Here is a 21,479-nt window from a genome sequence, read left to right on the forward strand (position 1 = left end):
CATCGCCGCCCAGCCCCAGCGTGGTGCCCCTTGTCGGTCTGCAGGTAACCCGCGTCGGTCGCGATCAGGTGGCCGAGGGCGACCCGGCTGCCCGCAATGTCGCCGCCCGGATGGTTGCCGCAAAGCGTGATTGCGACCTGCAGTGGCGTCAGAAGATCGGTGACCCGGGCGTTAGCGAGCCTGTGGGCGATCTCTATGAGATCCTCGACGACGAACAGCGCGTCACGCTGAACGAACTGGTCAAGGACTTCCGTCATATGCGCGGGTAACCCCAAGCCTACGTGCATCACTTTTCCTGGTTTTGGTCTTGAGCCATTGATGACTGCGGCCGAGAGGAACACAGTTTTTGAGAAGAGGTTCCCTTTCGCCCACCCGCATAGGGCCGGAGCGAGCCAGAGGCACAAAGAGTTACGCGGTTACAGGATCCCCCTTTGCAGACACCGCGTACGTGCCCCGCCTGTTTTCGAGGCTCAGCTTCGGCCCGAAGCGAGGCGCATCATCTTGCCGTCCGGCATCGCGCGCTCTAGATGGGGGAACATGCCCTCGTCGGCCATGGCCTTACCGAACGCCATCAGGGTGCCGTAGACGCCGCGGAACAGGCTGCCGCCGGTGCTGATGCGAGTGATGCCGAGTTCTGCCATATGGGCAACGGTCGCCCCGCCGCCCATGCCCACCACCACGTTGAGCGGTCCGTCGACCTCGGCAACGAAGGTCTTGAGTGTCGCATCGTCGGTCGGACCGGGCGCATAGAGGCAGTCGGCGCCCGCTTCGCGAAACCGGTTGAGCCGCCTGATGGACTCGGGCAGCGGGTCGTCGTGGCCATAGAGGAAACACTCGGCACGGGCCGTCAGGGTGAAGGCGGTTCCGCTGTTGTCGGCGGCCTCCCGCGCCGCTGCAATGCGATCTGCGGCGAGGTCGATGTCGTAGTACGGCTTCGCCGGATTGCCGGTGTAGTCCTCGATACCGCAGCCCGCCATGCCGCGCCCTATGGCATCGCCGATGCAGGACGCGACCGCCTCCGGGCTGTGACCGTAGCCGTTCTCGAGGTCGCCGTTGACCGGCACCTTCACGGCCTTGGCAATCGCCTCGTGACGCGCCATGGTCAGGTCATAGGGTGCGGCGTCGGGTCCGTCGGGCAGCCCGTTGGCGTAGTTGATGCCCGCGCTGGTCGTTGCCAGGGCCTCGAAGCCCAGCGACTCCAGAAGTCGGGCACTACCGGGATCCCACGCATTGGGCATCACGAAGGTCTTACCTTTCGCGTGCAGGGCCCGGAATCGGGCGGCTTTTTCGGCGAGGGTGACGGGCATGGCGATCGGCTCCGGATGAGTCCCAAAGACCTAGAACAAAATGCAACATCTGGCAAGACAGCGATCTTGTCCCGAGTCCAAAAGCGCTTGTTTTTCGCTGTGTTGCGCCCTTGCACCGCTTGGTGTCACACCCATATCACACATGGCCCGAAAGAAATTTTCTTGGGTCCACCCTGAGGCGCCGCGCCGCGGGCCTTGCACAGGGCCCGCCAAAAGGAGAACGAACACATGAGCAAAGTGATTGGTATCGACCTCGGCACGACCAACTCGTGCGTCGCGGTCATGGAAGCCGGTAGCTCCCGCGTCATCGAGAACTCGGAAGGCGGCCGCACGACGCCGTCTTTGGTGGCCTTTGCCGAGGATGGCGAACGCCTGGTCGGCCAGGCCGCGAAGCGCCAAGCGGTGACGAACCCCGAGGCCACGCTCTTCGCCATCAAGCGGCTGATCGGCCGCAGTTTCGACGACCCGATGACCCAGAAGGACAAGGATCTCGTCCCCTACAACATCGTCAAGGCCGACAGCGGCGACGCTTGGGTCGAGGCCCGCGGCGAGAAGTACAGCCCGAGTCAGATCTCGGCCTTCATCCTGCAGAAGATGAAGGAGACGGCTGAGGCCCACACAGGCGGCAGCGTGACCCAGGCGGTCATCACCGTTCCGGCCTATTTCAACGACAGCCAGCGCCAAGCGACCAAGGACGCCGGCAAGATCGCCGGCCTTGAGGTGTTGCGCATCATCAACGAGCCGACCGCGGCCGCGCTGGCCTACGGCCTCGACAAGAAGGAACAGGGCACCATCGTGGTTTATGACCTCGGCGGCGGCACGTTCGACGTGTCGGTGCTGGAGATCGGCGACGGCGTCTTCGAGGTGAAGTCGACCAACGGCGACACCTTCCTAGGCGGCGAGGACTTCGACAAGCGGATTCTCGATTACCTGGCCGAGGAGTTCCAGAAGGAGAACGGCATCGACCTGCGCGTCGACAAGCTTGCGCTGCAGCGTCTGAAGGAAGCCGCCGAGAAGGCCAAGATCGAGCTTTCGAGTGCGGTCCAGACCGAGATCAACCTGCCCTTTATCACGGCCGATGCCTCGGGTCCGAAGCATCTCACCATCAAGCTTACCCGCGCCAAGCTTGAGGCGCTCGTCGACGACCTGCTCGAGCGTACCCTGGTGCCGTGCAAGAAGGCCCTGAAGGATGCGGGCCTGACGGCTGGCGAAATCGACGAAGTCGTCCTGGTCGGCGGCATGACCCGCATGCCCAAGTGCCAGGAGAAGGTGCAGCAGTTCTTCGGCAAGGAGCCGCACAAAGGTGTGAACCCCGACGAGGTCGTCGCGATCGGTGCGGCTATCCAGGCCGGCGTGCTGCAGGGCGAGGTCAAGGACGTCCTTCTGCTCGACGTCACGCCGCTCTCGCTGGGCATCGAGACGCTGGGTGGTGTCTTCACCCGCCTGATTGACCGCAACACGACGATCCCGACGCGCAAGAGCCAGGTATTCTCGACCGCCGAAGACAACCAGACCGCGGTGACCATCCGCGTTGCCCAGGGCGAGCGCGAGATGGCGTCCGACAACAAGATGCTGGGTCAGTTCGACCTGGTCGGCATTCCGACCGCACCGCGCGGCCTGCCGCAGATCGAGGTCACCTTCGACATCGACGCCAACGGCATCGTCAACGTCTCGGCCAAGGACAAGGCGACCGGCAAGGAGCAGCAGATCCGCATCCAGGCCTCCGGCGGTCTCTCCGACGACGAGATAGACGGCATGGTGAAGGACGCCGAGAGCCACGCCGAGGAAGACAAGAAGCGACGTGAGGGTGTCGAGGCGCGCAACCAAGCCGACGGCCTGATCCACTCGACCGAGCAGCAGCTCTCGGAGCACGGCGATGCTGTCGATCCTGATGTGAAGGGTGAGATCGAGGCGGCGATCACCGAGCTACGGGCCGTGATCGAGAACGAGGACGCCCAGACCGAGGCGATCGAGTCGAAGACCCAGGTGCTGATGCAGGCTGCAATGAAGATGGGTGACGCCATCTACAAGGCTCAGCAGGAGGCCGAGGCTGCGGCGGGCGGCGACGGTTCGTCTCCCGCCGAGGACGGTGTCGTCGATGCCGAGTTCGAAGAGGTCGACGACGACGACAAGAAGACCGGCACGGTCTGATCAAGGCGCGAACACGATGACAGGCCGTACCGCGACCGGTGCGGCCCGTGTCGGTTCCATTTCGGCGGGATAGATACGAACAATGGCCAAACGCGATTACTATGACGTGCTTGGCGTCGAGCGCGGCGCGGACGAGAAGGCGATCAAGAGCGCCTATCGCAAACTCGCCATGCAGTATCACCCCGACCGCAACCAGGACAACGCCGAGGCCGAGCAGAAGTTCAAGGAAGCCAACGAGGCTTACGAGGTTCTGAAGGACGAGCAGAAGCGCGCCGCCTACGACCAGTTCGGCCATGCCGCCTTCGAGAACGGCATGGGTGGCGGCGGGGCCCAGGCGCATGATTTTGCTTCGAGCTTCGCCGACGTGTTCGACGATCTGTTCGGCGAGTTCATGGGCGGCAACCGTCGTCGTGGCCAGGGCAACGGCCAGCGCGGCGCCGATCTGCGTTACAACATGGGGATCACGCTCGAGGAGGCCTTCGCCGGCAAGCAGGCGAAGGTCCGCGTGCCGACCGCCGTCATCTGCGAAGCCTGTGGCGGTAGCGGTGCCGACGATCCCGAAGCAACGTCTATCTGCGGCACCTGCGCCGGCTACGGCAAGGCGCGGGCCCAGCAGGGCTTCTTCTCTATCGAGCGGACCTGCCCGACCTGCGGCGGTACGGGCAAGGTGATCGGCGATTCCTGCAAGGTTTGCGGTGGCGCGGGCCGGGTGCAGAAGGAAAAGTCGCTCAACGTCACGATCCCTGCCGGCGTCGACGACGGCATGCGCATTCGCCTCTCGGGCGAGGGCGAGGCGGGCGGGCGCGGCGGGCCCGCGGGCGATCTCTACATCGTTCTGACCGTCCGCCCGCATCCGATCTTCCAGCGCGACGGCGGCACGATCTACTGCCCGGTGCCGATCACGCTCGTGACCGCGGCTCTCGGCGGTACGATCGAGGTCCCCACGATCGACGGCAAGCGCGCCAAGGTTTCGATTCCCGCCGGAACGCAGACCGGACGTCAGTTCCGCTTACGCGGCAAGGGTATGACCGGTGTCCGCAGCTCGGCCCGCGGTGACATGATCATCGAAACCTTGGTCGAAACCCCGGTCGCCCTGACTGCCCGCCAGAAAGAGCTCCTCAAGAAGTTCGATGAGGCCGGTGGCGGCAAGGGCCAGAACCCGGAATCGGAAGGCTTCTTCACCAAGGTGAAGGACCTCTGGCAGGACCTGACCGACTAGATCGGGTTCGACCGAATTCACCTGCCGTTCGCCCTCAGTTTGCCACACCCCGGGTGAATGATTTCCGGTTGCCGCGAAGGAACTGTTTATATGCGCCTGACTGCTTCCTCTGGTTCTCGCCGCCGTACTGTCGTCGCCCGCACTCGCTCAATCCAGCGTGATGCGGGAAGAAGATCTGATGGCCTGTGCCGACGGTCTAAGCGCGGCCAATGCCAACGACGATGGCAGGATGACGCACGACGAGGCGATGGCTGCGAACTTCAGCCTGCTCGACGGCGATGCCGACGGTGTCGTGACCGAAAAGGAGTTCGCGGCCTGCCGCACAGGTGTGACCCTCGAGGAGTACCTAGCCTTCGGGATGGTACGCTACGAACGCGCCGCCGAAGAGGCGCTGTCCGATCCCGATGTCGGCATTCCCGTCAAGGTGCTCACACGTGTGCGCTGAGCGCACACTGTTTCCATCTCGGCGCGTTCCGTTCTATGGATGCGCTATGACTGTCAGGATCGGCATATGCGGAGCCGCCGGGCGCATGGGCCGCATGCTCGCCCGGACGGCGTTTGTGCGCGAAGGCGCGATCGTGGCCGCGGGTTCGGAACAGCCGGGTAGCGATTCGCTCGGCAAGGACCTTGGTGTCCTTGCCGGCCTCAAGCCCCTGGAGGTCGCGATCGGCGACGATCGCTCTGCGCTGTTTGCTGCGAGCGACGTGGTGGTCGATTTCACCGCACCGGTCTCGACGCTCGCCAACGCACGCGAAGCTGCGGCGACCCGCAAGGGCCTCGTGGTTGGCACCACTGGTCTCTCGGCCGACGACAAGGCCGCGCTCGCCACCTGTGCTGCCTCCGCACCCATCGTCTTCGCCGCCAACATGAGCCTGTGCGTCAACCTCCTGCTCAGCGTCACGCGCAAGGTTGCCGCGACGCTCGACGACGAGTTCGACATTGAGATCGTCGAGATGCATCACCGCCACAAGGTCGATGCGCCGTCGGGTACGGCGCTCGCCCTGGCCGAAGCCGTGGCCGAGGGACGTGGGGTCGTCCTCGACGATGTCGCCGACCGGGGTCGTGACGGCATAACCGGTGCGCGCGAGCGTGGCGCGATCGGGATGGCTGCACTGCGCGGTGGCGATGTCGTGGGCGAACACATGGTCGTCTTCGCCGCCGATGGCGAGCGTATTGAGATCGGACATCGCGCCACCGACCGCGGCATCTTCGCCCGCGGTGCGATCACCGCGGCGCTCTGGCTCCATGGCCGGGATCCCGGGTTCTACGATATGCAGGATGTGCTCGGCCTGAGCGATTGACGTCGTGTCAGGGTTCCAGCCACTCACCTTCGAGTCTTGGCCGTCCGCGCCGGTTCACCAGCCAGGCTACAAACACGATCAGGGTCATGCCGAAGAGCGCTTCCCAAGACAGCCGCTCGCCGAGGAAGACGGCGCCGATCAAGACCGCGACGGTGGGCACGAGATACGCCACCATTGAAGCAGGGGTCGCGCCGGTGCGTGCCGGCAGGTGGGTAGAAGATCAGGCCGGGAATGGCGCTGCCGACGGTGCCGAGCACCAAGAGTGCGCCGATGCTCGTCCAGCCAATCTCCAGGGTCCATGGCTGGTCGAAGCCAAGCGACAGCGGCACCAGCGCAAGGACCGCCGCGACCTGCGACCCGAGGGCCAAGGCAATCGGCGCGACCGGCCTGGCGCTGCGCGCCAGCACGTTGGTACCCGCGATGCTGATCGCCGCACCAAGCACGGCGAGTCGGTAACCAAGTAGACATCGGCATCATACAGCGCGCCACGGCCGATGGTGGGACGATCTGCTGTGTGGGGCGCGAGCGCGATTTGCCCTATCCGGCATCGGGAACACGCCGCCAGCGTGCCAAGGCATCGTTGATGGCGCTGGCCAGTTCGCTGCGTTCCTCATCGGTCAGGAACGCGCCGATCAGGAGGCGGCGGCCGTGAGATGTCACCACGAGCTCTGTGCTCTCGTTTCGGCGCGTTTCGATCCCGACACGGACCCATCCGGGCTCGAAAGTCCAGTAGAGCCTTCTGCCCGATGGTGTGTGGCGGTCGATTCGCAAGACCCGGTTATCGAGCCGCACGGTTTCGACCGTGCGTCCGGACCGGTAGTTGAGTTCGAACGCGCCCCACACCAGAAGCACCTCCAGGCCGCAGAATCCCGCGACCGGCCAAGCGCCCAGACTCCAGAAGGCAAGTCCGACGGATCCCAGGGCCAGAGCTAGGCTGCCGATCAGTACGGCAAAGCCCCAGCGCGGGAGGGACCGATGCGGCACGAGCATCGCATCGAACAAGATTCCGTCAGGTTTGGCGTCGCCGTGTTCGTTCATGGTCACGGTGATAGCGCGTCCGGCACAACGCGTCATCTTGCGCTAAAGCGTGTCAGGCTGGATCCTGAAACAGGACCCGGACTGTGAGACGGGCCACAGACAAATACGGAGGCCGCGTGAAGAAGGATGACATCGACCGCCTGTTTGCATCGCTCGCGGCGGTGATTCCCGAGCCGGAAACCGAGCTCGAGTACACCAATGTCTTCACCCTGCTGGTCTCAGTCGTGCTTTCGGCCCAGGCGACTGACAAGAGCGTGAACGAGGCGACTCCGGCCCTCTTCGCCCTGGCCGACACGCCTGAGAAGATGATCGCGCTGGGCGAAGACGGCGTGCGCGAGAAGATCAAGACGATCGGCCTCTTCAATTCGAAGGCCAAGAACGTCATCAAACTCTCAGGGATGCTGCTCGCCGAGCATGGCGGTGCGGTGCCGCAGAGCCGGGAGGAACTCCAGAAGCTGCCGGGCGTGGGCCGCAAGACTGCCAGCGTGGTGATGAACGAGGCCTTCGGCGAGGCCACGATCGCGGTCGATACCCATGTCTTTCGTGTCTCGAATCGCACCGGCCTGGCGCGCGCCAAGACACCGGACAAGGTCGAGCAGAAGCTCGAGAGGATCGTCCCGGCACAATGGAAGAAGGGCGCGCACCACTGGTTGATCCTGCACGGGCGCTACACCTGTCTTGCGCGCAAACCGAAATGCTGGACGTGTGTGATCTCGGACATCTGTCCGCACAAACCCAAGACTCCCGATCCCGAGATCGAGGCTGCCACCAAGGCCGAGAAAAAGGCTACTGGTGCCCGTAAACTGGCGCCGCCGAAACCCGAGAAGGCCACGGCAAAAAAGGCCGCGAAGACCAAGGTGGCGAAGCGCCGCTCATCCTGACAGCACGCTGTCAGCAGAGGTGTGAGACGGTGTTTGCCAAACAGGAGACCACCATGCCTGATTTCACCGACTATCGGGCCGTATCCGGCCGTTTCGAACCTGTCTGGATCCTCGAGATCCAGACCCTGCCCGACGACACCGACCGCATCCTCGATGCGGTCATGCAGGTCCATCCACTCGGCTACGGGCGCTATCAGCGCAATGCCAGCATCTCGGCGCTGGGCAAGGAGACGGCGCACACGCATGTCGCCGGGTTCGAGCCCGGCTCGACCGAGACCTATCCCATGGTCGAACTGAAGATATCCTTCGAACGCGATCTCGATGTGCTGGCGCGCATCATGGATGCGGTGATCGCAGTGCACCACTACGAGGAACCGGTGATCTTTCTGCGCGAGGACTGGACCAGCCGAGCCGCCTACGACCCCAATCGCGACAACCCGCACCGCTGGTGGAACAACGGCCGCGGCCTGCCCAAGCGACTCTAGCAGCAACAAGCCGATCTTGTCATCCCGGGCCAGTGAGCGCCGTGAACGCGAGCTGGAATCACGGCAACGCGCAGCCTCGACGATTTACCGAATCGGGATTCCGGATCAGCGGCCCGCTGGACCTTACCCGGGATGACACAAGTGATTGGAATCAGAACACAAGCGCAGTGGCCCGCACCGGGCAGCCAGTGCCGCCCTTCATGGAGAACGGCAGGCAGACGAAGAGCAAGTTCTTGCCCACCAGTTGATCGAGATTGCAAAGCTGCTGGACCAGGCAGACATCCCGGCCGTTGAGCGCGGTATGTGTCGGTCACCACCCCTCGTTGAGATCGTCCATGCCGATCATGTCGTTACAGAAGATGGTGATCTCCTGACTGACCAGCCAATGCACCCCTCGGTCGGCACATAGAGCCGGTTCATGGCGAAGCCTTCCTTGCCCTGGTGCTTGTCGGACCCGGTTCAGCAGACGGTTGCGCCGCCGGGCCCAATCTTGCGTCCCGATTTGTTGGCCGCGGCCTCGAAGTTCTCGATAGTTATTGCTTCGCCGTTCTGCTTGTGGCTGAGATCGAGAAGGCGGCCCGGCAACACGAGCTGCTCCAGCGGGACCTGATCGAGCGGAATGCCATTGGCTGCGCTGTGGCGCGGCACATCGAGATGGGTGCCGCAATGTTCCGGCATCAGGGTCATGCGGCTTTTCATCGTGATCTTGCCTCCGGTGATCTCGGAGAGATAGGCATGATCGTCGAGCTGGAAGAAGGTCACTTGGCCGCCGATGTTCGGCATGTTGAAATACATCGGATGGCTGAGATCGATGATCTTCTGAATTACTGGCACCATGGTGGTCACGCCCCTCGTTGTCTCGGGGTGATCATGCCTGATCGGCGAGCCAGGCCATCACCTCCTCAACCGAACCCGCGACCTGACCCTCTGGCATGGCGGGGCGCGCCACCATGACGACGGGCAGGCCAAGCGACCGGGCGGACAGGATCTTCGCTTCGTTCGCCGCGCCGCCGCTCGCCTTGGTGACCAGCGCGCCGATGCCGTTCTCCCGTAACAGCGTCGTCTCGCCTTCGGCCGTGAAGGGGCCGCGGTCCAGCAGCAGGTCGCCATGCGGCAGCGGCGCGTCCGGTGGCTCGATCATGCGGACGAGAAGACGGATGCCGCGTAGGTCCGAGAAGGCATCGAGGTCGCGCCGGCCCAGCGTCACAAATGCGGCCGACGGCGCGAGGTCGCCGAGAGCCCGTGCCGCGTCGGGTGCATCACGCACCGCAATCCACCGGTCGTCTGCCGTCTCTTGCCACATCGGACGGACGAGCTTGATGCGTGGGACGACGGCTTGCGACGCGGCATCGGCAGCGTGGCTGGCCATGACAGAGGCAAAGGGATGGGTGGCGTCGATCAGGGCGGCAAAGCGCTCCGCCCGGAGGTAGTCGGCGAGGCCTTCCACCCCGCCGAAACCACCGCGCCTGACCGTACCCGGGACCTGCCCGGGGGCGCGTGTGACCCCGGCGAGCGATGTGACGACGTCGATATCGAGTCGCTCCGAGATGAGCCGCTCAGCCAGCGCGACAGCCTCGGTCGTGCCGCCCAGGATCAGGATCCGCAACATGGAATCACGGTCCGGCCCGGCCAACGATGGCGCCGGCCCGGTCGATCACGATGATGTCGATGACGGTGTCGCCGGCCAGCGTCGCCAGCGCGCTCTCCCGCGCCCGTCGCGCTACGGCATCGGCGAGGGGAATGTCATGCGCCTGGCTCAGCGCGAGGACGGCTCCGGCACTGGTGGCGGCAGCCATCTCGCTGACGAGCGTAGCGTCGGCGCCGTTGGCCTCGGCGAGCGCGGCCAAGGCCGCGTGGTTGACCTGGCTGCGCGAGGAGTGAAGATCCATCGCCCCTTGGCCCAGTTTGGTCAGCTTGCCGAAGCCGCCGGCGATCGTAACACGAGGCACCGGGTGACGGCGCAGGTACTTCAGCATGCCGCCGGCGAAGTCGCCCATATCGATCAGCGCACCGATCTCCAGCCCGTAGAGCTCCCGCACGGTCACCTCGGATGTGCGCCCGGTTGACACGGCCACATGGTTGAGTCCGGTGGCGCGCGCAACATCGATGCCGCGGTGGATCGAGTGGATCCAGGCCGAGCAGGAGTAGGGAATGACGACACCGGTCGTGCCCAGGATCGACAGACCACCCTCAATGCCGAGGCGCGGGTTCCAGGTCGCCTCGGCGAGCGTGGCGCCATCGGTCACGCCCACGGTGATCGCGACGTCGCCTGCGCAGCCGTGGCGCCTTGCGAGATCGGCGATCGCGGCCGTCATCATCTCGCGCGGTTTCGGATTGATCGCGGGTTCGCCGGGCGGGATCGGCAGACCGGGTTTCGTGACTGTTCCCACACCCTCGCCGGCCCGGAACGAGATGCCTTCCCCTGTCTCCGTCCACCGGACCGACACCACGATTTCGGCGCCATGGGTGATGTCAGGATCGTCACCGGCATCCTTGATCACTGAGGCGGTGGCCTCCCCCTCACCGAGCTCCCGGCGAACGAGCGGAAAGGCCGGTTCCTTGCCTCCCGGCAGGGTGATCGTCACTGGATCGGGGAAGCGTCCGGTCGCCAGTGCCTCGAAGGCGGCGGCCGTAGCGGCCGTCGCACAAGCGCCGGTGGTCCACCCCTTGCGCAGGGGGCCTTCGGGTTTTGTCGCCATGACCCTGGTCGCGGATGAGAAGAACAATGTCGCCGATTGTAGGATTTCGACTCTCGAAGGTTTATAGGCTCACCATCATGGATCCGTCACGACGCAAATCCCGTCTGCCCAACCTTCCCGACTTCGAGCCGGGCTGGGTCTGGCTTGTGGGCGCAGGCCCGGGTGATCCCGGGCTGATCACGCTGCTCGCGCATCACGCGCTGGGCGTGGCCGACTGCGTCGTCTACGACGCCCTAGTCGACAAGAATATCCTCGATCTCGCACGCGCCGACGCGGAGCTGATCTATGCCGGCAAGCGCGGTGGCAAGCCTTCGCCCAAGCAGCCCGACATCTCCAACCGCCTGATCGCGCTGGCGCGGGGCGGCAAGCGGGTGCTGCGGCTGAAGGGCGGCGATCCCTTCGTCTTCGGCCGCGGCGGCGAGGAGGCGCTGGCGCTGGTCGGTGCGGGGGTGCCGTTCCGGGTGGTGCCCGGCATCACGGCCGGCATCGGCGGCCTCGCCTATGCCGGCATCCCGGCGACCCATCGCGACACCAACCACACCGTTACCTTCATCACCGGGCACATGGCCGGCGGCGACATGCCTGACGGGATCGATTGGCATGCGCTTGCCGCCGGCGGCCAAGCGCTGGTGATTTATATGGCGCTCAAGCATCTGGACGAGATCGCCACCGAGCTTCTCGAGGGCGGCCTGATGTCGGAGACACCGGTGGCCATCGTCAGTCGCGCGGCGACTGCACACCAGCGGGTCCTGGAGACCACCCTAGGTTCGGCTGTGGCCGACGTTGCCGAGAGCGGGATCGAGGCACCAGCGATCGTCGCCATGGGCGAGATCGTGCGTCTGCGCAGCGGTCTCGACTGGATGGGCGCCATGGAGGGCCGCCTGCTCGACTCTGACCCCCTGGGGCGCGACCGGACCCGGCAGGCAGGCTGATTCCGTGGCGGGCGGTCTGATCATTGCTGCGCCGTCGGGTGGCAGCGGCAAGACCGTTCTGACGCTCGCCCTTCTCCGCGCCTTCGCCCGACGGGGCGACTCGGTCTCCTCGTTCAAGGTCGGTCCCGACTACATTGATCCCGCCTTTCATTCAGCAGCGTCCGGACGGGTCTGCCCCAATCTCGATCTCTGGGCCATGCGGCCCGACACCTTTGCCGCGACGGCGCACGACGTGATCTCGGACGCCGACCTTGTCATCGGCGAAGGTGTGATGGGCCTGTTCGACGGTCCGGTTGCAGGCGACGGCAGCACCGCTGACGTGGCCGGCGCGCTCGGCCTGCCGGTCGTCCTGGCGCTTGATGTCACCGGTCAGGGTGCCTCGGCTGCAGCGGTAGTGAAGGGCTTTCGCGACTTTCGCGACGACGTGATGCTGGCCGGCGTGATCCTGAACCGCGTCGGTCGCGAGGGGCATCGCGCGATTCTCGAAGCGGCGCTCGACGGTGTCACGACCGTTCTCGGCATGGTGCCACGGAGCAACCAGCTCGCCCTGCCCGAGCGGCATCTGGGTCTGGTCCAGGCCGGCGAGCGGGATGACCTCGAGGCCTTTCTGGACAAGGCGGCCGAGCTCGTCGGCGAGGCGGTCGATCTCGATGCCCTGAGTGCCCTGGGGCGTTCTCCCGCCGTCGAGCCGCCCGAACGGCCAGCACCGCAGCTTGATCCCCTCGGCCAGCGCATCGCGGTTGCCAGCGATACGGCGTTCGCTTTCACCTATCCCGCCCTGCTCGATGGCTGGCGCCATGCTGGGGCCGAGATCGTGCCTTTTTCGCCGCTCAACGACGAGGGGCCGGACCAAGCTTGTGATGCGGTCTATCTGCCGGGTGGCTATCCGGAGTTGTATGCCGCACGGCTCGCCGGCAATGAAAGCTTTCTCGACGGTCTCCGCGCCGCGGCCGCGCACGATGTGACCGTGTTCGGTGAGTGCGGCGGCTTCATGGTTCTGGGCGAGCGTCTGATCGACGCCGACGGCGAAAGTCACGCCATGGCCGGGCTCCTGCCCGCGGTGACGTCCTTCAACGCACCGCGCCTGCATCTGGGCTACCGGCGCATGACCGTGACGCGGGATTGCGTCTTGGGCCCGACCGGCACGACCTATCGCGGCCACGAGTTCCACTACGCCCGGCTTGTGCGCCAACGCGGCACACCGCTGTTTCACACGACCGATGCGGCCGGTCGCTACTTCGGGCCGACCGGTGCGGTGGCCGGTCGCGTCGCGGGGTCGTTCCTGCACGTCATCGACCGCGAGCCCGGATGAGGTTGCGTTCGGCACCCAGGGTCTTCGTGACCTGCGCGGTGGTCACGGGCCTGATCGCACTCGCGCCGATGGCGACCGATACGGCGATTCCGGCGCTGCCGGCGATCGGTCGCGCGCTGCAGGCCTCGCCCGACCAGGTCGTGCTGATCATCAGCCTGTTCTATTTCGGTATGGCGCTGATGCAGCTGGTCTACGGGCCCCTGTCGGATCATTACGGTCGCCGTACCGTTTTGGTGATTTCGCTGGTGATCTACCTTGCTGCCACGGCGGGAATCGTGCTCGCAACCTCGATCGAGATGCTGCTCGCCCTGCGGGTGCTGCAGGCGGGCGGCGCCTGTGCCGGCACCGTGCTGGGACGCGCCATCGTGCGCGACATGTTCGAGCGCAACGAGGCCGGGCGCGTGCTGGGCTACTGCATGACCGCCATGACGATCGTGCCGGGCATCAGCCCAATCATCGGCGGCGAACTGCTCGTCGCTTTCGGCTGGCGCTCGGTCTTCGGCCTCACACTCGTGATCGGCGCCATCATCGCGTTCTTCACCTGGCGCATCCTGCCGGAGACTCTACCGCCCGCCCGGCGCCAGCCGGCCAACTTGGACGCGATCGTTCGCGCCTTCGCCCAGATGGCGCGCCACCGCGAGTACCTCGGCTTCGTTCTGGCGGCATGCGGGAGCTCGGTCGCACTCTTCGCCTACCTCTCAGGGGCGGGCTACACCTATGTCGATGTCCTCGGCCTCGAGGAGAACCTGGTCGGGTGGATGCTCCTGCTTGCCGTCGGCGGTTATCTCGTTGGCGGTTTCTCCGGCAGCGGATTGCAACGGCGCTTCGGTCTGGAGCGGATCGTGCTGGCGGGTCTTGTCCTCAACATCCTCGGCGGCGCGCTGATGGCAATCGGGCTGGTGACGGGCTCGGCTTCGATCTGGTTCGTCGCGCTGCCCGGGATCGTCGTCTTCGCCGGCAACGGTGCCGCCCTGCCCCAGGCCACCGCAGGCGCCTTGGGGCCGTTCCCCCATGTCGCGGGGACGGCATCGTCGCTGGTGGGGTTCTGCCAGATGCTGACCGGTGCCGCGGCGTCGGCCCTTGTTGGTACCTTCTACGACGGCAGCCCAGCCTCGATGGTTATCGCCATCACGCTAGGACCGCTGGTCGGTTTGGTGCTCTACGGCTGGCTCATCAGGCCGTGGCAGTTCCGCTGATTGCTCAGCGGTCGCCGCCGCCGCTGCGCCGAGTGTCGGGGTCGGCAGCGCCGGCGCCACCGAGTTCGTCGAGCAGGCCGCCCAGCAGACTGCCGTAGCTGTCTTCGGCCTTCTCCTTCTGGACGTATTCGAGGGGCGCATCGTCGTAGGGATCGACCAGCGCCAGTGCGGCGTGGCCCCGTTGGGCCTCCATCATGTAGTCGGCCCAGATGCGCGCGGGCAGACCGCCGCCGGTAACCCGATCCATGGCCGAACCGTCGTCGTTGCCGACCCAGACGCCGGTGACGACCTGGCGTGTGAAGCCGACGAACCATGCGTCGCGGTGGTCCTGGCTGGTACCGGTCTTGCCGCCGGCGGGCCAGGGAATTTGCGCGGCACGGCCCGTTCCGCTCACGATGGTGGTTTCGAGCATCGCGGCAAGGCCGGCCTGAACCTCGGGTTTGACCAGCCGGGCAAGCGAGACGTCGTCGCGTCGGTAAAGCAGGTCGCCTGAACGGGTCCGGATCTCGCTGATGACATAGGGGCGTGCCGCCAGTCCCTGGTTGGCGATGGTGGCGTAGGCCGCTGTCAGCTCGAGTGGCGTCACGTCGGTTGTGCCGAGCGCCAGGCTGGGCACGGCCATCATCTCCTGGTCGATGCCGAGCCTGTGGGCGGCGTCGATCACATCGTTCATGCCCACGGTCCAGGCCACCTCGGCGGCGACCGTGTTGGTCGACGCCGCGAAGGCCTCGGTCAGGGTCATCGGCCCGTCAAACTCCCCATCGTAGTTCACCGGACTCCAGCCGTCGATCGCAATCGCCCGATCGTCGACAATGTCGGACGGTTCGTAGCCGGCCTCGAGTGCCGCCAGATAGACGAAGAGCTTGAAGGCCGAGCCTGGCTGGCGTTCGGCCTGGACGACCCGATTGAACTGGGTGGTGCTGTAGTCCGAGCCGCCGACCATGGCGAGCACCGCCCCGTCGGGGGCCATGGAAACGATGGCGCCCTCGCGCGCGTCGCCCTCGTCGTCGAGACCAGCCTGCAAGGCCTCCTGTGCGGCGCGCTGGAGGTCGGGATCGATCGTGGTGACGATGACCAGATCCTGGCGCGCCACGCCGATGTAGTCGGCGGCGCGCGTGACGGTCCAGTCAGCGGCGTAGCGCGCATCACCACCCGCCGGCCGCTCGCCGACGAGGTTGAGGGGTGCGGCTTTGGCGGCGCGCGCGGTCTCTTCGTCGATCAATCCCGCCTCGACCATATTGTCGATCACCTCGGCCGACCGAATGCGGGCGGCAGCGGGGTCGGCAGCCGGGTTGTAGCGGGACGGTGCCTTGAAAAGGCCGGCGATCATCGCGGCCTCGGGCAGGGTCAGATCGCGCGCCGACTTGTCGAAGTAGCGCTTGGCCGCCGCGTCGACGCCATAGGTGCCCGCACCGAGATAGACCCGGTTCAGGTAGATCGCGAGTATCTCCCCCTTGGTGAAACGGCGTTCGAGCCAGAGCGCCAGAAGAGCCTCCTGGGCCTTGCGCTTGAACGACCGCTCAGGTGTGAGGAAGAGGTTCTTGGCGACCTGCTGGGTGATCGTGCTGCCGCCTTGGAGCACCCCGCCGGCCTGGATGTTGACCCAAGCCGCACGAGCGATGCCCCGGATGTCGACCCCGATGTGCTCGAAGTAACGCCGGTCCTCGGTCGCTGTGACGGCCCAGATCAGGGTCTCGGGCAGATCCTCGAAATGGAGGACCTCGCCGTGCAGCTCGCCGTAGGTCGCAATCACCTGGCCGTCCGCACCGAGCACTGTGACCGAGGGTGCCCGGTCATTGATCAGTTCGGCAGGATCCGGAAGGTCGAGCACATACCAGCCGATCAGGCCGGCGAACGCCAGCCCGCCCCAGATAAAGGCGACCGCGCTCCAGCGCAGAAAGACCCGGAACCAGCGTCGGCGCGGTCGGGATGTCGCCTCCTCCCTATCCTTGGCGCGGGGCGCGGCCTTCGACGTGGCGGGCTTCGTTGCCGCCTTCATGGCTTTCTTCGGCTTGGCCTTCTTGCGCTGCGCCATGTCAGGCCGCTCCGTGGCGAGCGCTGTCACCGTCATGATAGCCTCGTTCCCGGAACGGCAGTCCAGAGGACATTGTGCCGGTTGAAGGGCGATGCGGGGACAGTCGAGGGTGACGTCGCAGAACCAGCGCGCGCGCGACACGGCTGTCGTAACGCCGGTCTACATGGCCATCGTAGCAGTCCTGACGGCGGTTGCCTTGGTCCTGCGCGCGATGGATGCCGCAGGACCTCTCTCGATCGACGAGGTCTGGAGTCTCTATCTCATCGCTTTCCTGCCGTCGCAGTCCGAAGGTATCATCGGCGCTTTCGCCTTGCTGATGCACGACAACAGCCATCCGCTTAACACGGCTTGGCTGTGGCTCGTCGGCCTGGTCTCCGGCGGCGCCCCCCGCGACCTGAGCATGGCGCGGCCTGTCCGGTCGTGGCCGGAACACTGACGGTCCCGCTGGTAGCCGTGCTGGCGCAGCGCCAGCACGGGTTCCCGGCCCTGGTCGTCTGTCTCGTGATCGCGGTCGGATTGCCTTTCGTGCAAGACGGTTCGGAGGCGCGGGGCTGCGCTGCCGATCTCCGCGTCGCTCGGCGCCGGCCTCGGCCTGTTGCGCCGGATCGACTCCGATGCACACCCGGGCGGTGCCTTCTTCACGGCCATGGCGGTGGTAGGATTCCTGTCCCACCTGCTGTTCCTGCCGGTTTTCGCGGCGCTGATCGCCACAGCATGTGCCTCTGGCCGATTCAGGCTGGCCGGGCATCGTGCAGGTCTGCGCGATGTGGCCTCGCTTGCCGTGCTGTCGGTTGTGGTGGGCGCCGGCTACATCGGGCGGCTCTTCCTGACGCTGGGGTTCTACGGCAAGAGCGAGCCCGCGGACGCCTTGGCGAGCCTTCTGGCCATGGCCGGGTCGCTGGTCGTTCCCCTGGAACCCGTTGTCCCCTGGCAGCCCGTCATGGTGCTGTCGCTGGGCGCGGTCTGGGGCATCATCGTGGCGCTGCGCGTGCGCCATCCCGGCACCCTCTTCGTGCTTCTGGTGGTCTTCCTTGTTCCGGCGGTCCTGATCGGCCTGGGTCTGGGGCGCTATCCGCAGCCCCGCTACTTCCTGATACCGGTCCTGTTCGCCTTGCTTTCCGCGGGCCGAGCGCGGTGGTTCCTGGCAGCCGGGCTTCCATCGTGTCTCGATCGGCAGGGGGGCTATCCTCATGCGGGGCTGTCGGGCCAGACGTGGGTTGTCTTCCGGTCGTCGTGCCGCCGCCTCATGCCATCACGAGGGCGGCATCCGACGACACGGCAGAGCGGGTTGCTAGACGTCGAGGTTTGTCACCTTCAGAGCGTTGGTCTGGATGAACTCGCGGCGAGGTTCGACGACGTCGCCCATCAGGGTTTCGAAGAGGTCATTCGCTTCGTTCGCGTCCTTCACGGTGACCCGCATCAGCGTGCGCGCATCGGGGTCCAGCGTGGTCTCCCAGAGCTGGTCCGGGTTCATCTCGCCAAGTCCCTTGTAGCGCTGGATCGACGCGCCCCGGCGGCCGAGCTCCATTATTGTTTCGACCAGGCCGCTCGGGCCGAGGACGTCGTGCTCCTTGTCCTTGCGCAGCAACGTACCTGGATGCGCGTAGTTTCCCTGTAGGTGCTCGACCATGGCGTTCAGCCCCATAGCCTCACCCGACACGACGAGGCTGCCATTGATCCGATGGGTCTCGGTGACGCCCCGCACGGTGCGTTGGAAGACAAGACCGCCCTCGCCATCGGAGGCACCCGACCAGCCGCGTTCGTTCTCGTCGCTCAGTTTGTCGAGACGCCGGGCGATGTAGTCGGCGGCTGCGGGGCCGCTTTCGGGCTCGTTCAGCAGGTCGGGCGAAAGCGCGCCCGCAATGGCCGTCTGCTCGGCCACCAGCAGGGGCAGGCGGCGGGTCAGAGCGCGCATCAGGTGGGCTGCGCGGCGCGCCTGCTGGATCATCTCCCTGAGCTCGTTTCCGGCGATCTGGCGGCCGTCGTAGTGATTAAAGACACAGTCTTCTAGGCCGGTCTCGATCAGGTAGTCCTCATAGGCTTGCCCGTCCTTGAGGTAGACCTCGCTGGAGCCGCGCTTGACCTTAAACAGCGGCGGCTGGGCGATATAGAGGTAGCCCGCCTTGATGATCGACTCCATGTGACGGAAGAAGAAGGTCAGAAGAAGCGTGCGGATGTGGGCGCCGTCGACGTCGGCATCCGTCATGATGACGATCTTGTGATAGCGCAGCTTGGCGATGTCGAAATCGTCGGCGATGCCCGCGCCCAGTGCGGTGATCAGCATGCCGACCTGTTCGGACGAGAGCATCTTGTCGATGCGCGCCCGTTCGACGTTCAGGATCTTGCCGCGCAGGGGCAGCACCGCCTGGTTCGAGCGGTCACGCGCCTGCTTGGCCGAACCGCCGGCTGAGTCACCCTCGACAATGAAGAGCTCCGACTTCTCGGGGTCCTTCTCCTGGCAGTCCGCCAGCTTGCCCGGCAGGTTGGCGATATCGAGCGCGCCTTTCTTGCGGGTCAGATCACGCGCCTTGCGTGCAGCCTCGCGCGCGGCGGCGGCCTCGACACATTTTGACACGATCGTCCGGGCCTCTTTGGGGTGCTCCTCGAACCATTGGCCTAGGCGATCGCCCACGACCTGCTCGACGATCGGCCGCACCTCCGAGGAGACCAGCTTGTCCTTGGTCTGCGAGGCGAACTTTGCATCCGGCACCTTGCACGAGATGATGGCGGTGAGACCTTCCCGCATGTCCTCTCCGGTGATCTGGACCTTTTCACGTTTGAACAGGCCGTTGGCCGACGCGTAGCCCTGAATCGTGCGCGTCAGAGCGCCGCGGAAGCCCGCCAGATGGGTGCCGCCGTCGCGCTGCGGGATGTTGTTGGTGAAGCACAGCGTGTTCTCGTGGAACGCGTCGGTCCACTGCATCGCGACCTCGACTGCGATGGCGCGGTTCGGCTCGTTGGGCACGTCCTTTTCGTCCGTGAACCAGATCGATTCGCCGTGCAGGGCGGTCTTGCTGCGGTCGAGATAGGCAACGAAGGCCTGCACGCCGCCCTCGTAGTGGAACACTTCCTCGCGCACTTCGACGGTCCGGCGGTCGGTCAGAATGATCTTCAGGCCGCTGTTGAGGAAGGCGAGCTCGCGCAGACGATGTTCCAGGACGCCGAAGTCGAACTCGGTCATCGTGAAGGTGTCGCCCGAGGGCGTGAAGGTGACCTGGGTGCCGGTCCGGTCGGTCGGGCCAACTTCGACCAGCGGTGCCTCCGCATCGCCGTGTACGAAACGCATGCTGTGCTCGCGTCCACCGCGCCAGATCGTCAGTTCCAGCAGCGACGACAGGGCGTTCACCACCGAGACACCCACGCCGTGCAGGCCGCCGGAGACCTTGTAGCTGTTCTGATCAAACTTCCCGCCGGCATGCAGCTTGGTCATGATTACCTCGGCCGCTGACACGCTCTCCTCGGAATGAATGTCGGTCGGGATGCCACGGCCGTTGTCGGTGGTCGTCACCGATCCCTCGGCGTTGAGGGTGATGTTGATCGTGTCGCAGTGGCCGGCGAGCGCCTCGTCGATCGCGTTGTCGACGACCTCAAATACCATGTGGTGCAGGCCCGTACCGTCATCGGTGTCGCCGATGTACATGCCCGGCCGCTTGCGTACCGCATCAAGCCCCTTGAGCACCTTGATCGAATCGGCACCGTAGTCGGCGCCGTTATGGGCCTCGCTCATGTCACGGGCTTCTTCGTTCATTCTTGGGTTCCCTGGCCGTCCCGCGGCCGGGCTTTGCCGTCCGCGATATGAAAGAAACAGGCGCGCCCCTCGAGCGCGCTGAACTGGTCGTCGTCGGTGCCGGTCATCCAAGCCTGCAGGCCGAAGTCGAGCACGGCGTCGACCAGCGCGTCACGATGGCATGCGTCGAGATGGGCGACGATGTCGTCGAACAGCAGCACCGGCGGGCGCCGCCGCGACTCCAGCCGGGCGGCCGCAAGCAGCAGCGCGATGACCAACATCTTCTGCTGCCCGGTCGAACAGAGACTTGCTTCCATGCCGCTCGGCAGGTGGGTGACAGCTAGGTCCATGCGGTGCGGCCCGTCGCCGGCTCCGCCCGCTTCGGCGTCGCGTGGCCTGGAGGCTTCCAAGAGGTCGCGGAAGCGCTGTTCGGCATCGACCGCGGGCATAGATGCGATCCAGGTCTCCAGGCTACCGTCGAGCGCCAGGGCCGCACCGGGGAAGGGGTCCAGACCGGACGCCAGCACAGGCGCTAGCCGGTCGGCCAGATCGCGCCGGGCCGCTGCCACCGCGATGCCCGTCTCGGCCATGGTCTCCTCCAATGCGGAGAGCCATGAGGGGTCGCGGCGGCCTTCCTTGAGCAGTCGCGAGCGTTCCCTTATGGCGCGTTCGTAGGCGCCGATGCGGCGAGCGTGCAGCGGATCGTGGGCATAGACCAGCCGGTCGAAGAACTTCCGCCGGGCCGAGGACGATTCGCGAAACAGACCGTCCATGGCCGGCGTCAGCCAGATCATTGAGAAGATCTCTGCAAGCGCCGACGGCCCTCGCCCACCTTCTCCGTCGATCCGAACGACACGTCGGTTGCCGTCACCCTCGGGATCGGCACCAGTGCCAACGCGGATCGGGCCATTGGCCGTCAACACTTTCGCAGCGACGGCCCAAGGTGCGGTCGCACCGCGTCGGGCCAGGTCCTGCAGCTTGGCGCCACGCAACCCGCGCCCGGGCGCAAGGCACGACACAGCCTCCAGAAGATTGGTCTTGCCCGCCCCGTTGGCGCCCGTTAGCACGACCGGCTCACGACCCAAGTCGAGCCTGACATGGTCCCATGATCGGAAGGCGGTCAGCGACAGCGACCTGACGGCAACGGTTGCGGTCGGAATTTCCTTGCTGGCCGGCTGGGGTGCTGCCATCGGCAA

21 protein-coding genes are annotated in these 21,479 nt (G+C 65.7%); 12 read left to right on the top strand and 9 right to left on the bottom strand.

Annotated elements, in window-relative coordinates; translation table 11 throughout:
* Nucleotides 1-20: 20 nt before the first annotated feature.
* Nucleotides 21-269: a hypothetical protein gene (locus GDA49_11540; GenBank protein ID MBC6441015.1), complete on the top strand. Its 249-nt coding sequence runs from the start codon at nt 21-23 to the stop codon at nt 267-269.
* A gap of 201 nt (nt 270-470) precedes the next feature.
* On the opposite strand, the gene GDA49_11545 is transcribed toward GDA49_11540, so the two are convergent.
* Nucleotides 471-1,307 carry an isocitrate lyase/phosphoenolpyruvate mutase family protein gene (locus GDA49_11545; GenBank protein MBC6441016.1) on the bottom strand — a complete coding sequence of 279 codons (837 nt, stop codon included), beginning with the start codon at nt 1,305-1,307 and terminating at the stop codon, nt 471-473.
* Between the two features lie 228 nt (nt 1,308-1,535).
* Here GDA49_11545 and dnaK point away from each other — a divergent pair, with 228 nt between their 5' ends.
* The 4 genes from dnaK (at nt 1,536) to GDA49_11565 (ending at nt 5,978) form a co-directional block, all read left to right on the top strand.
* A complete protein-coding gene (dnaK, locus tag GDA49_11550; GenBank protein ID MBC6441017.1) occupies nt 1,536-3,458 on the top strand; it encodes a molecular chaperone DnaK in 1,923 nt (640 codons plus the stop codon).
* 82 nt (nt 3,459-3,540) lie between these two features.
* Nucleotides 3,541-4,677: a molecular chaperone DnaJ gene (gene dnaJ, locus GDA49_11555; protein MBC6441018.1), complete on the top strand. Its 1,137-nt coding sequence runs from the start codon at nt 3,541-3,543 to the stop codon at nt 4,675-4,677.
* 178 nt (nt 4,678-4,855) lie between these two features.
* A complete protein-coding gene (locus GDA49_11560; GenBank protein MBC6441019.1) occupies nt 4,856-5,122 on the top strand; it encodes a hypothetical protein in 267 nt (88 codons plus the stop codon).
* Between the two features lie 46 nt (nt 5,123-5,168).
* A complete protein-coding gene (locus GDA49_11565; protein MBC6441020.1) occupies nt 5,169-5,978 on the top strand; it encodes a 4-hydroxy-tetrahydrodipicolinate reductase in 810 nt (269 codons plus the stop codon).
* A gap of 7 nt (nt 5,979-5,985) precedes the next feature.
* Here GDA49_11565 and GDA49_11570 read toward each other — a convergent pair whose 3' ends face one another.
* Nucleotides 5,986-6,153 (bottom strand): hypothetical protein, encoded by a 168-nt coding sequence (locus tag GDA49_11570; protein MBC6441021.1) that lies wholly within the window; start codon nt 6,151-6,153, stop codon nt 5,986-5,988.
* Between the two features lie 95 nt (nt 6,154-6,248).
* On the opposite strand from GDA49_11570, the gene GDA49_11575 reads away from it, so the two are divergent.
* Nucleotides 6,249-6,434 carry a hypothetical protein gene (locus GDA49_11575; protein MBC6441022.1) on the top strand — a complete coding sequence of 62 codons (186 nt, stop codon included), beginning with the start codon at nt 6,249-6,251 and terminating at the stop codon, nt 6,432-6,434.
* 81 nt (nt 6,435-6,515) lie between these two features.
* Here GDA49_11575 and GDA49_11580 read toward each other — a convergent pair whose 3' ends face one another.
* Nucleotides 6,516-7,022 carry a DUF2244 domain-containing protein gene (locus tag GDA49_11580; GenBank protein ID MBC6441023.1) on the bottom strand — a complete coding sequence of 169 codons (507 nt, stop codon included), beginning with the start codon at nt 7,020-7,022 and terminating at the stop codon, nt 6,516-6,518.
* Nucleotides 7,023-7,132: 110 nt separating this feature from the next.
* Here GDA49_11580 and nth point away from each other — a divergent pair, with 110 nt between their 5' ends.
* Both nth and GDA49_11590 read left to right on the top strand, forming a co-directional pair.
* A complete protein-coding gene (gene nth, locus GDA49_11585; GenBank protein ID MBC6441024.1) occupies nt 7,133-7,897 on the top strand; it encodes an endonuclease III in 765 nt (254 codons plus the stop codon).
* A gap of 161 nt (nt 7,898-8,058) precedes the next feature.
* Nucleotides 8,059-8,382: a hypothetical protein gene (locus GDA49_11590; GenBank protein ID MBC6441025.1), complete on the top strand. Its 324-nt coding sequence runs from the start codon at nt 8,059-8,061 to the stop codon at nt 8,380-8,382.
* Between the two features lie 459 nt (nt 8,383-8,841).
* Here GDA49_11590 and GDA49_11595 read toward each other — a convergent pair whose 3' ends face one another.
* The 3 genes from GDA49_11595 to GDA49_11605 are packed head-to-tail and all read right to left on the bottom strand — an operon-like array spanning nt 8,842 to nt 11,081.
* Nucleotides 8,842-9,219, bottom strand: a complete 378-nt coding sequence (locus GDA49_11595; GenBank protein MBC6441026.1) for a cyclase family protein — start codon at nt 9,217-9,219, stop codon at nt 8,842-8,844.
* A gap of 31 nt (nt 9,220-9,250) precedes the next feature.
* Nucleotides 9,251-9,991, bottom strand: a complete 741-nt coding sequence (locus GDA49_11600; protein MBC6441027.1) for a cobalt-precorrin-6A reductase — start codon at nt 9,989-9,991, stop codon at nt 9,251-9,253.
* 4 nt (nt 9,992-9,995) lie between these two features.
* Nucleotides 9,996-11,081 (bottom strand): cobalt-precorrin-5B (C(1))-methyltransferase, encoded by a 1,086-nt coding sequence (locus GDA49_11605; protein ID MBC6441028.1) that lies wholly within the window; start codon nt 11,079-11,081, stop codon nt 9,996-9,998.
* A gap of 77 nt (nt 11,082-11,158) precedes the next feature.
* Here GDA49_11605 and cobA point away from each other — a divergent pair, with 77 nt between their 5' ends.
* Genes cobA through GDA49_11620 form a run of 3 tightly spaced genes read left to right on the top strand, consistent with a single transcriptional unit; the run spans nt 11,159 to nt 14,521 of the window.
* Nucleotides 11,159-12,013, top strand: coding sequence for a uroporphyrinogen-III C-methyltransferase (gene cobA / locus GDA49_11610; protein MBC6441029.1), 855 nt, complete (start codon nt 11,159-11,161; stop codon nt 12,011-12,013).
* 4 nt (nt 12,014-12,017) lie between these two features.
* A complete protein-coding gene (locus GDA49_11615) occupies nt 12,018-13,325 on the top strand; it encodes a cobyrinate a,c-diamide synthase (GenBank protein MBC6441030.1) in 1,308 nt (435 codons plus the stop codon).
* A complete protein-coding gene (locus tag GDA49_11620) occupies nt 13,322-14,521 on the top strand; it encodes a multidrug effflux MFS transporter (protein MBC6441031.1) in 1,200 nt (399 codons plus the stop codon). Before GDA49_11615 ends, GDA49_11620 begins: the two co-directional genes overlap by 4 nt.
* Before the next feature lie 4 nt (nt 14,522-14,525).
* On the opposite strand, the gene GDA49_11625 is transcribed toward GDA49_11620, so the two are convergent.
* The gene (locus tag GDA49_11625) at nt 14,526-16,520 is read right to left on the bottom strand and encodes a PBP1A family penicillin-binding protein (protein ID MBC6441032.1); all 1,995 of its coding nucleotides are present in this window, start codon (nt 16,518-16,520) and stop codon (nt 14,526-14,528) included.
* Between the two features lie 145 nt (nt 16,521-16,665).
* On the opposite strand from GDA49_11625, the gene GDA49_11630 reads away from it, so the two are divergent.
* Nucleotides 16,666-16,992, top strand: a complete 327-nt coding sequence (locus tag GDA49_11630; protein MBC6441033.1) for a hypothetical protein — start codon at nt 16,666-16,668, stop codon at nt 16,990-16,992.
* A gap of 855 nt (nt 16,993-17,847) precedes the next feature.
* On the opposite strand, the gene gyrB is transcribed toward GDA49_11630, so the two are convergent.
* Nucleotides 17,848-20,283, bottom strand: a complete 2,436-nt coding sequence (gyrB, locus tag GDA49_11635) for a DNA topoisomerase (ATP-hydrolyzing) subunit B (protein MBC6441034.1) — start codon at nt 20,281-20,283, stop codon at nt 17,848-17,850.
* 17 nt (nt 20,284-20,300) lie between these two features.
* On the bottom strand, nt 20,301-21,473 hold the full coding sequence (recF, locus tag GDA49_11640; protein ID MBC6441035.1) for a DNA replication/repair protein RecF: 1,173 nt from the start codon (nt 21,471-21,473) through the stop codon (nt 20,301-20,303).
* Nucleotides 21,474-21,479: the final 6 nt, after the last annotated feature.

This window comes from Rhodospirillales bacterium (genome assembly GCA_014323865.1).
Taxonomy (GTDB): Bacteria; Pseudomonadota; Alphaproteobacteria; order SP197; family SP197; genus SP197.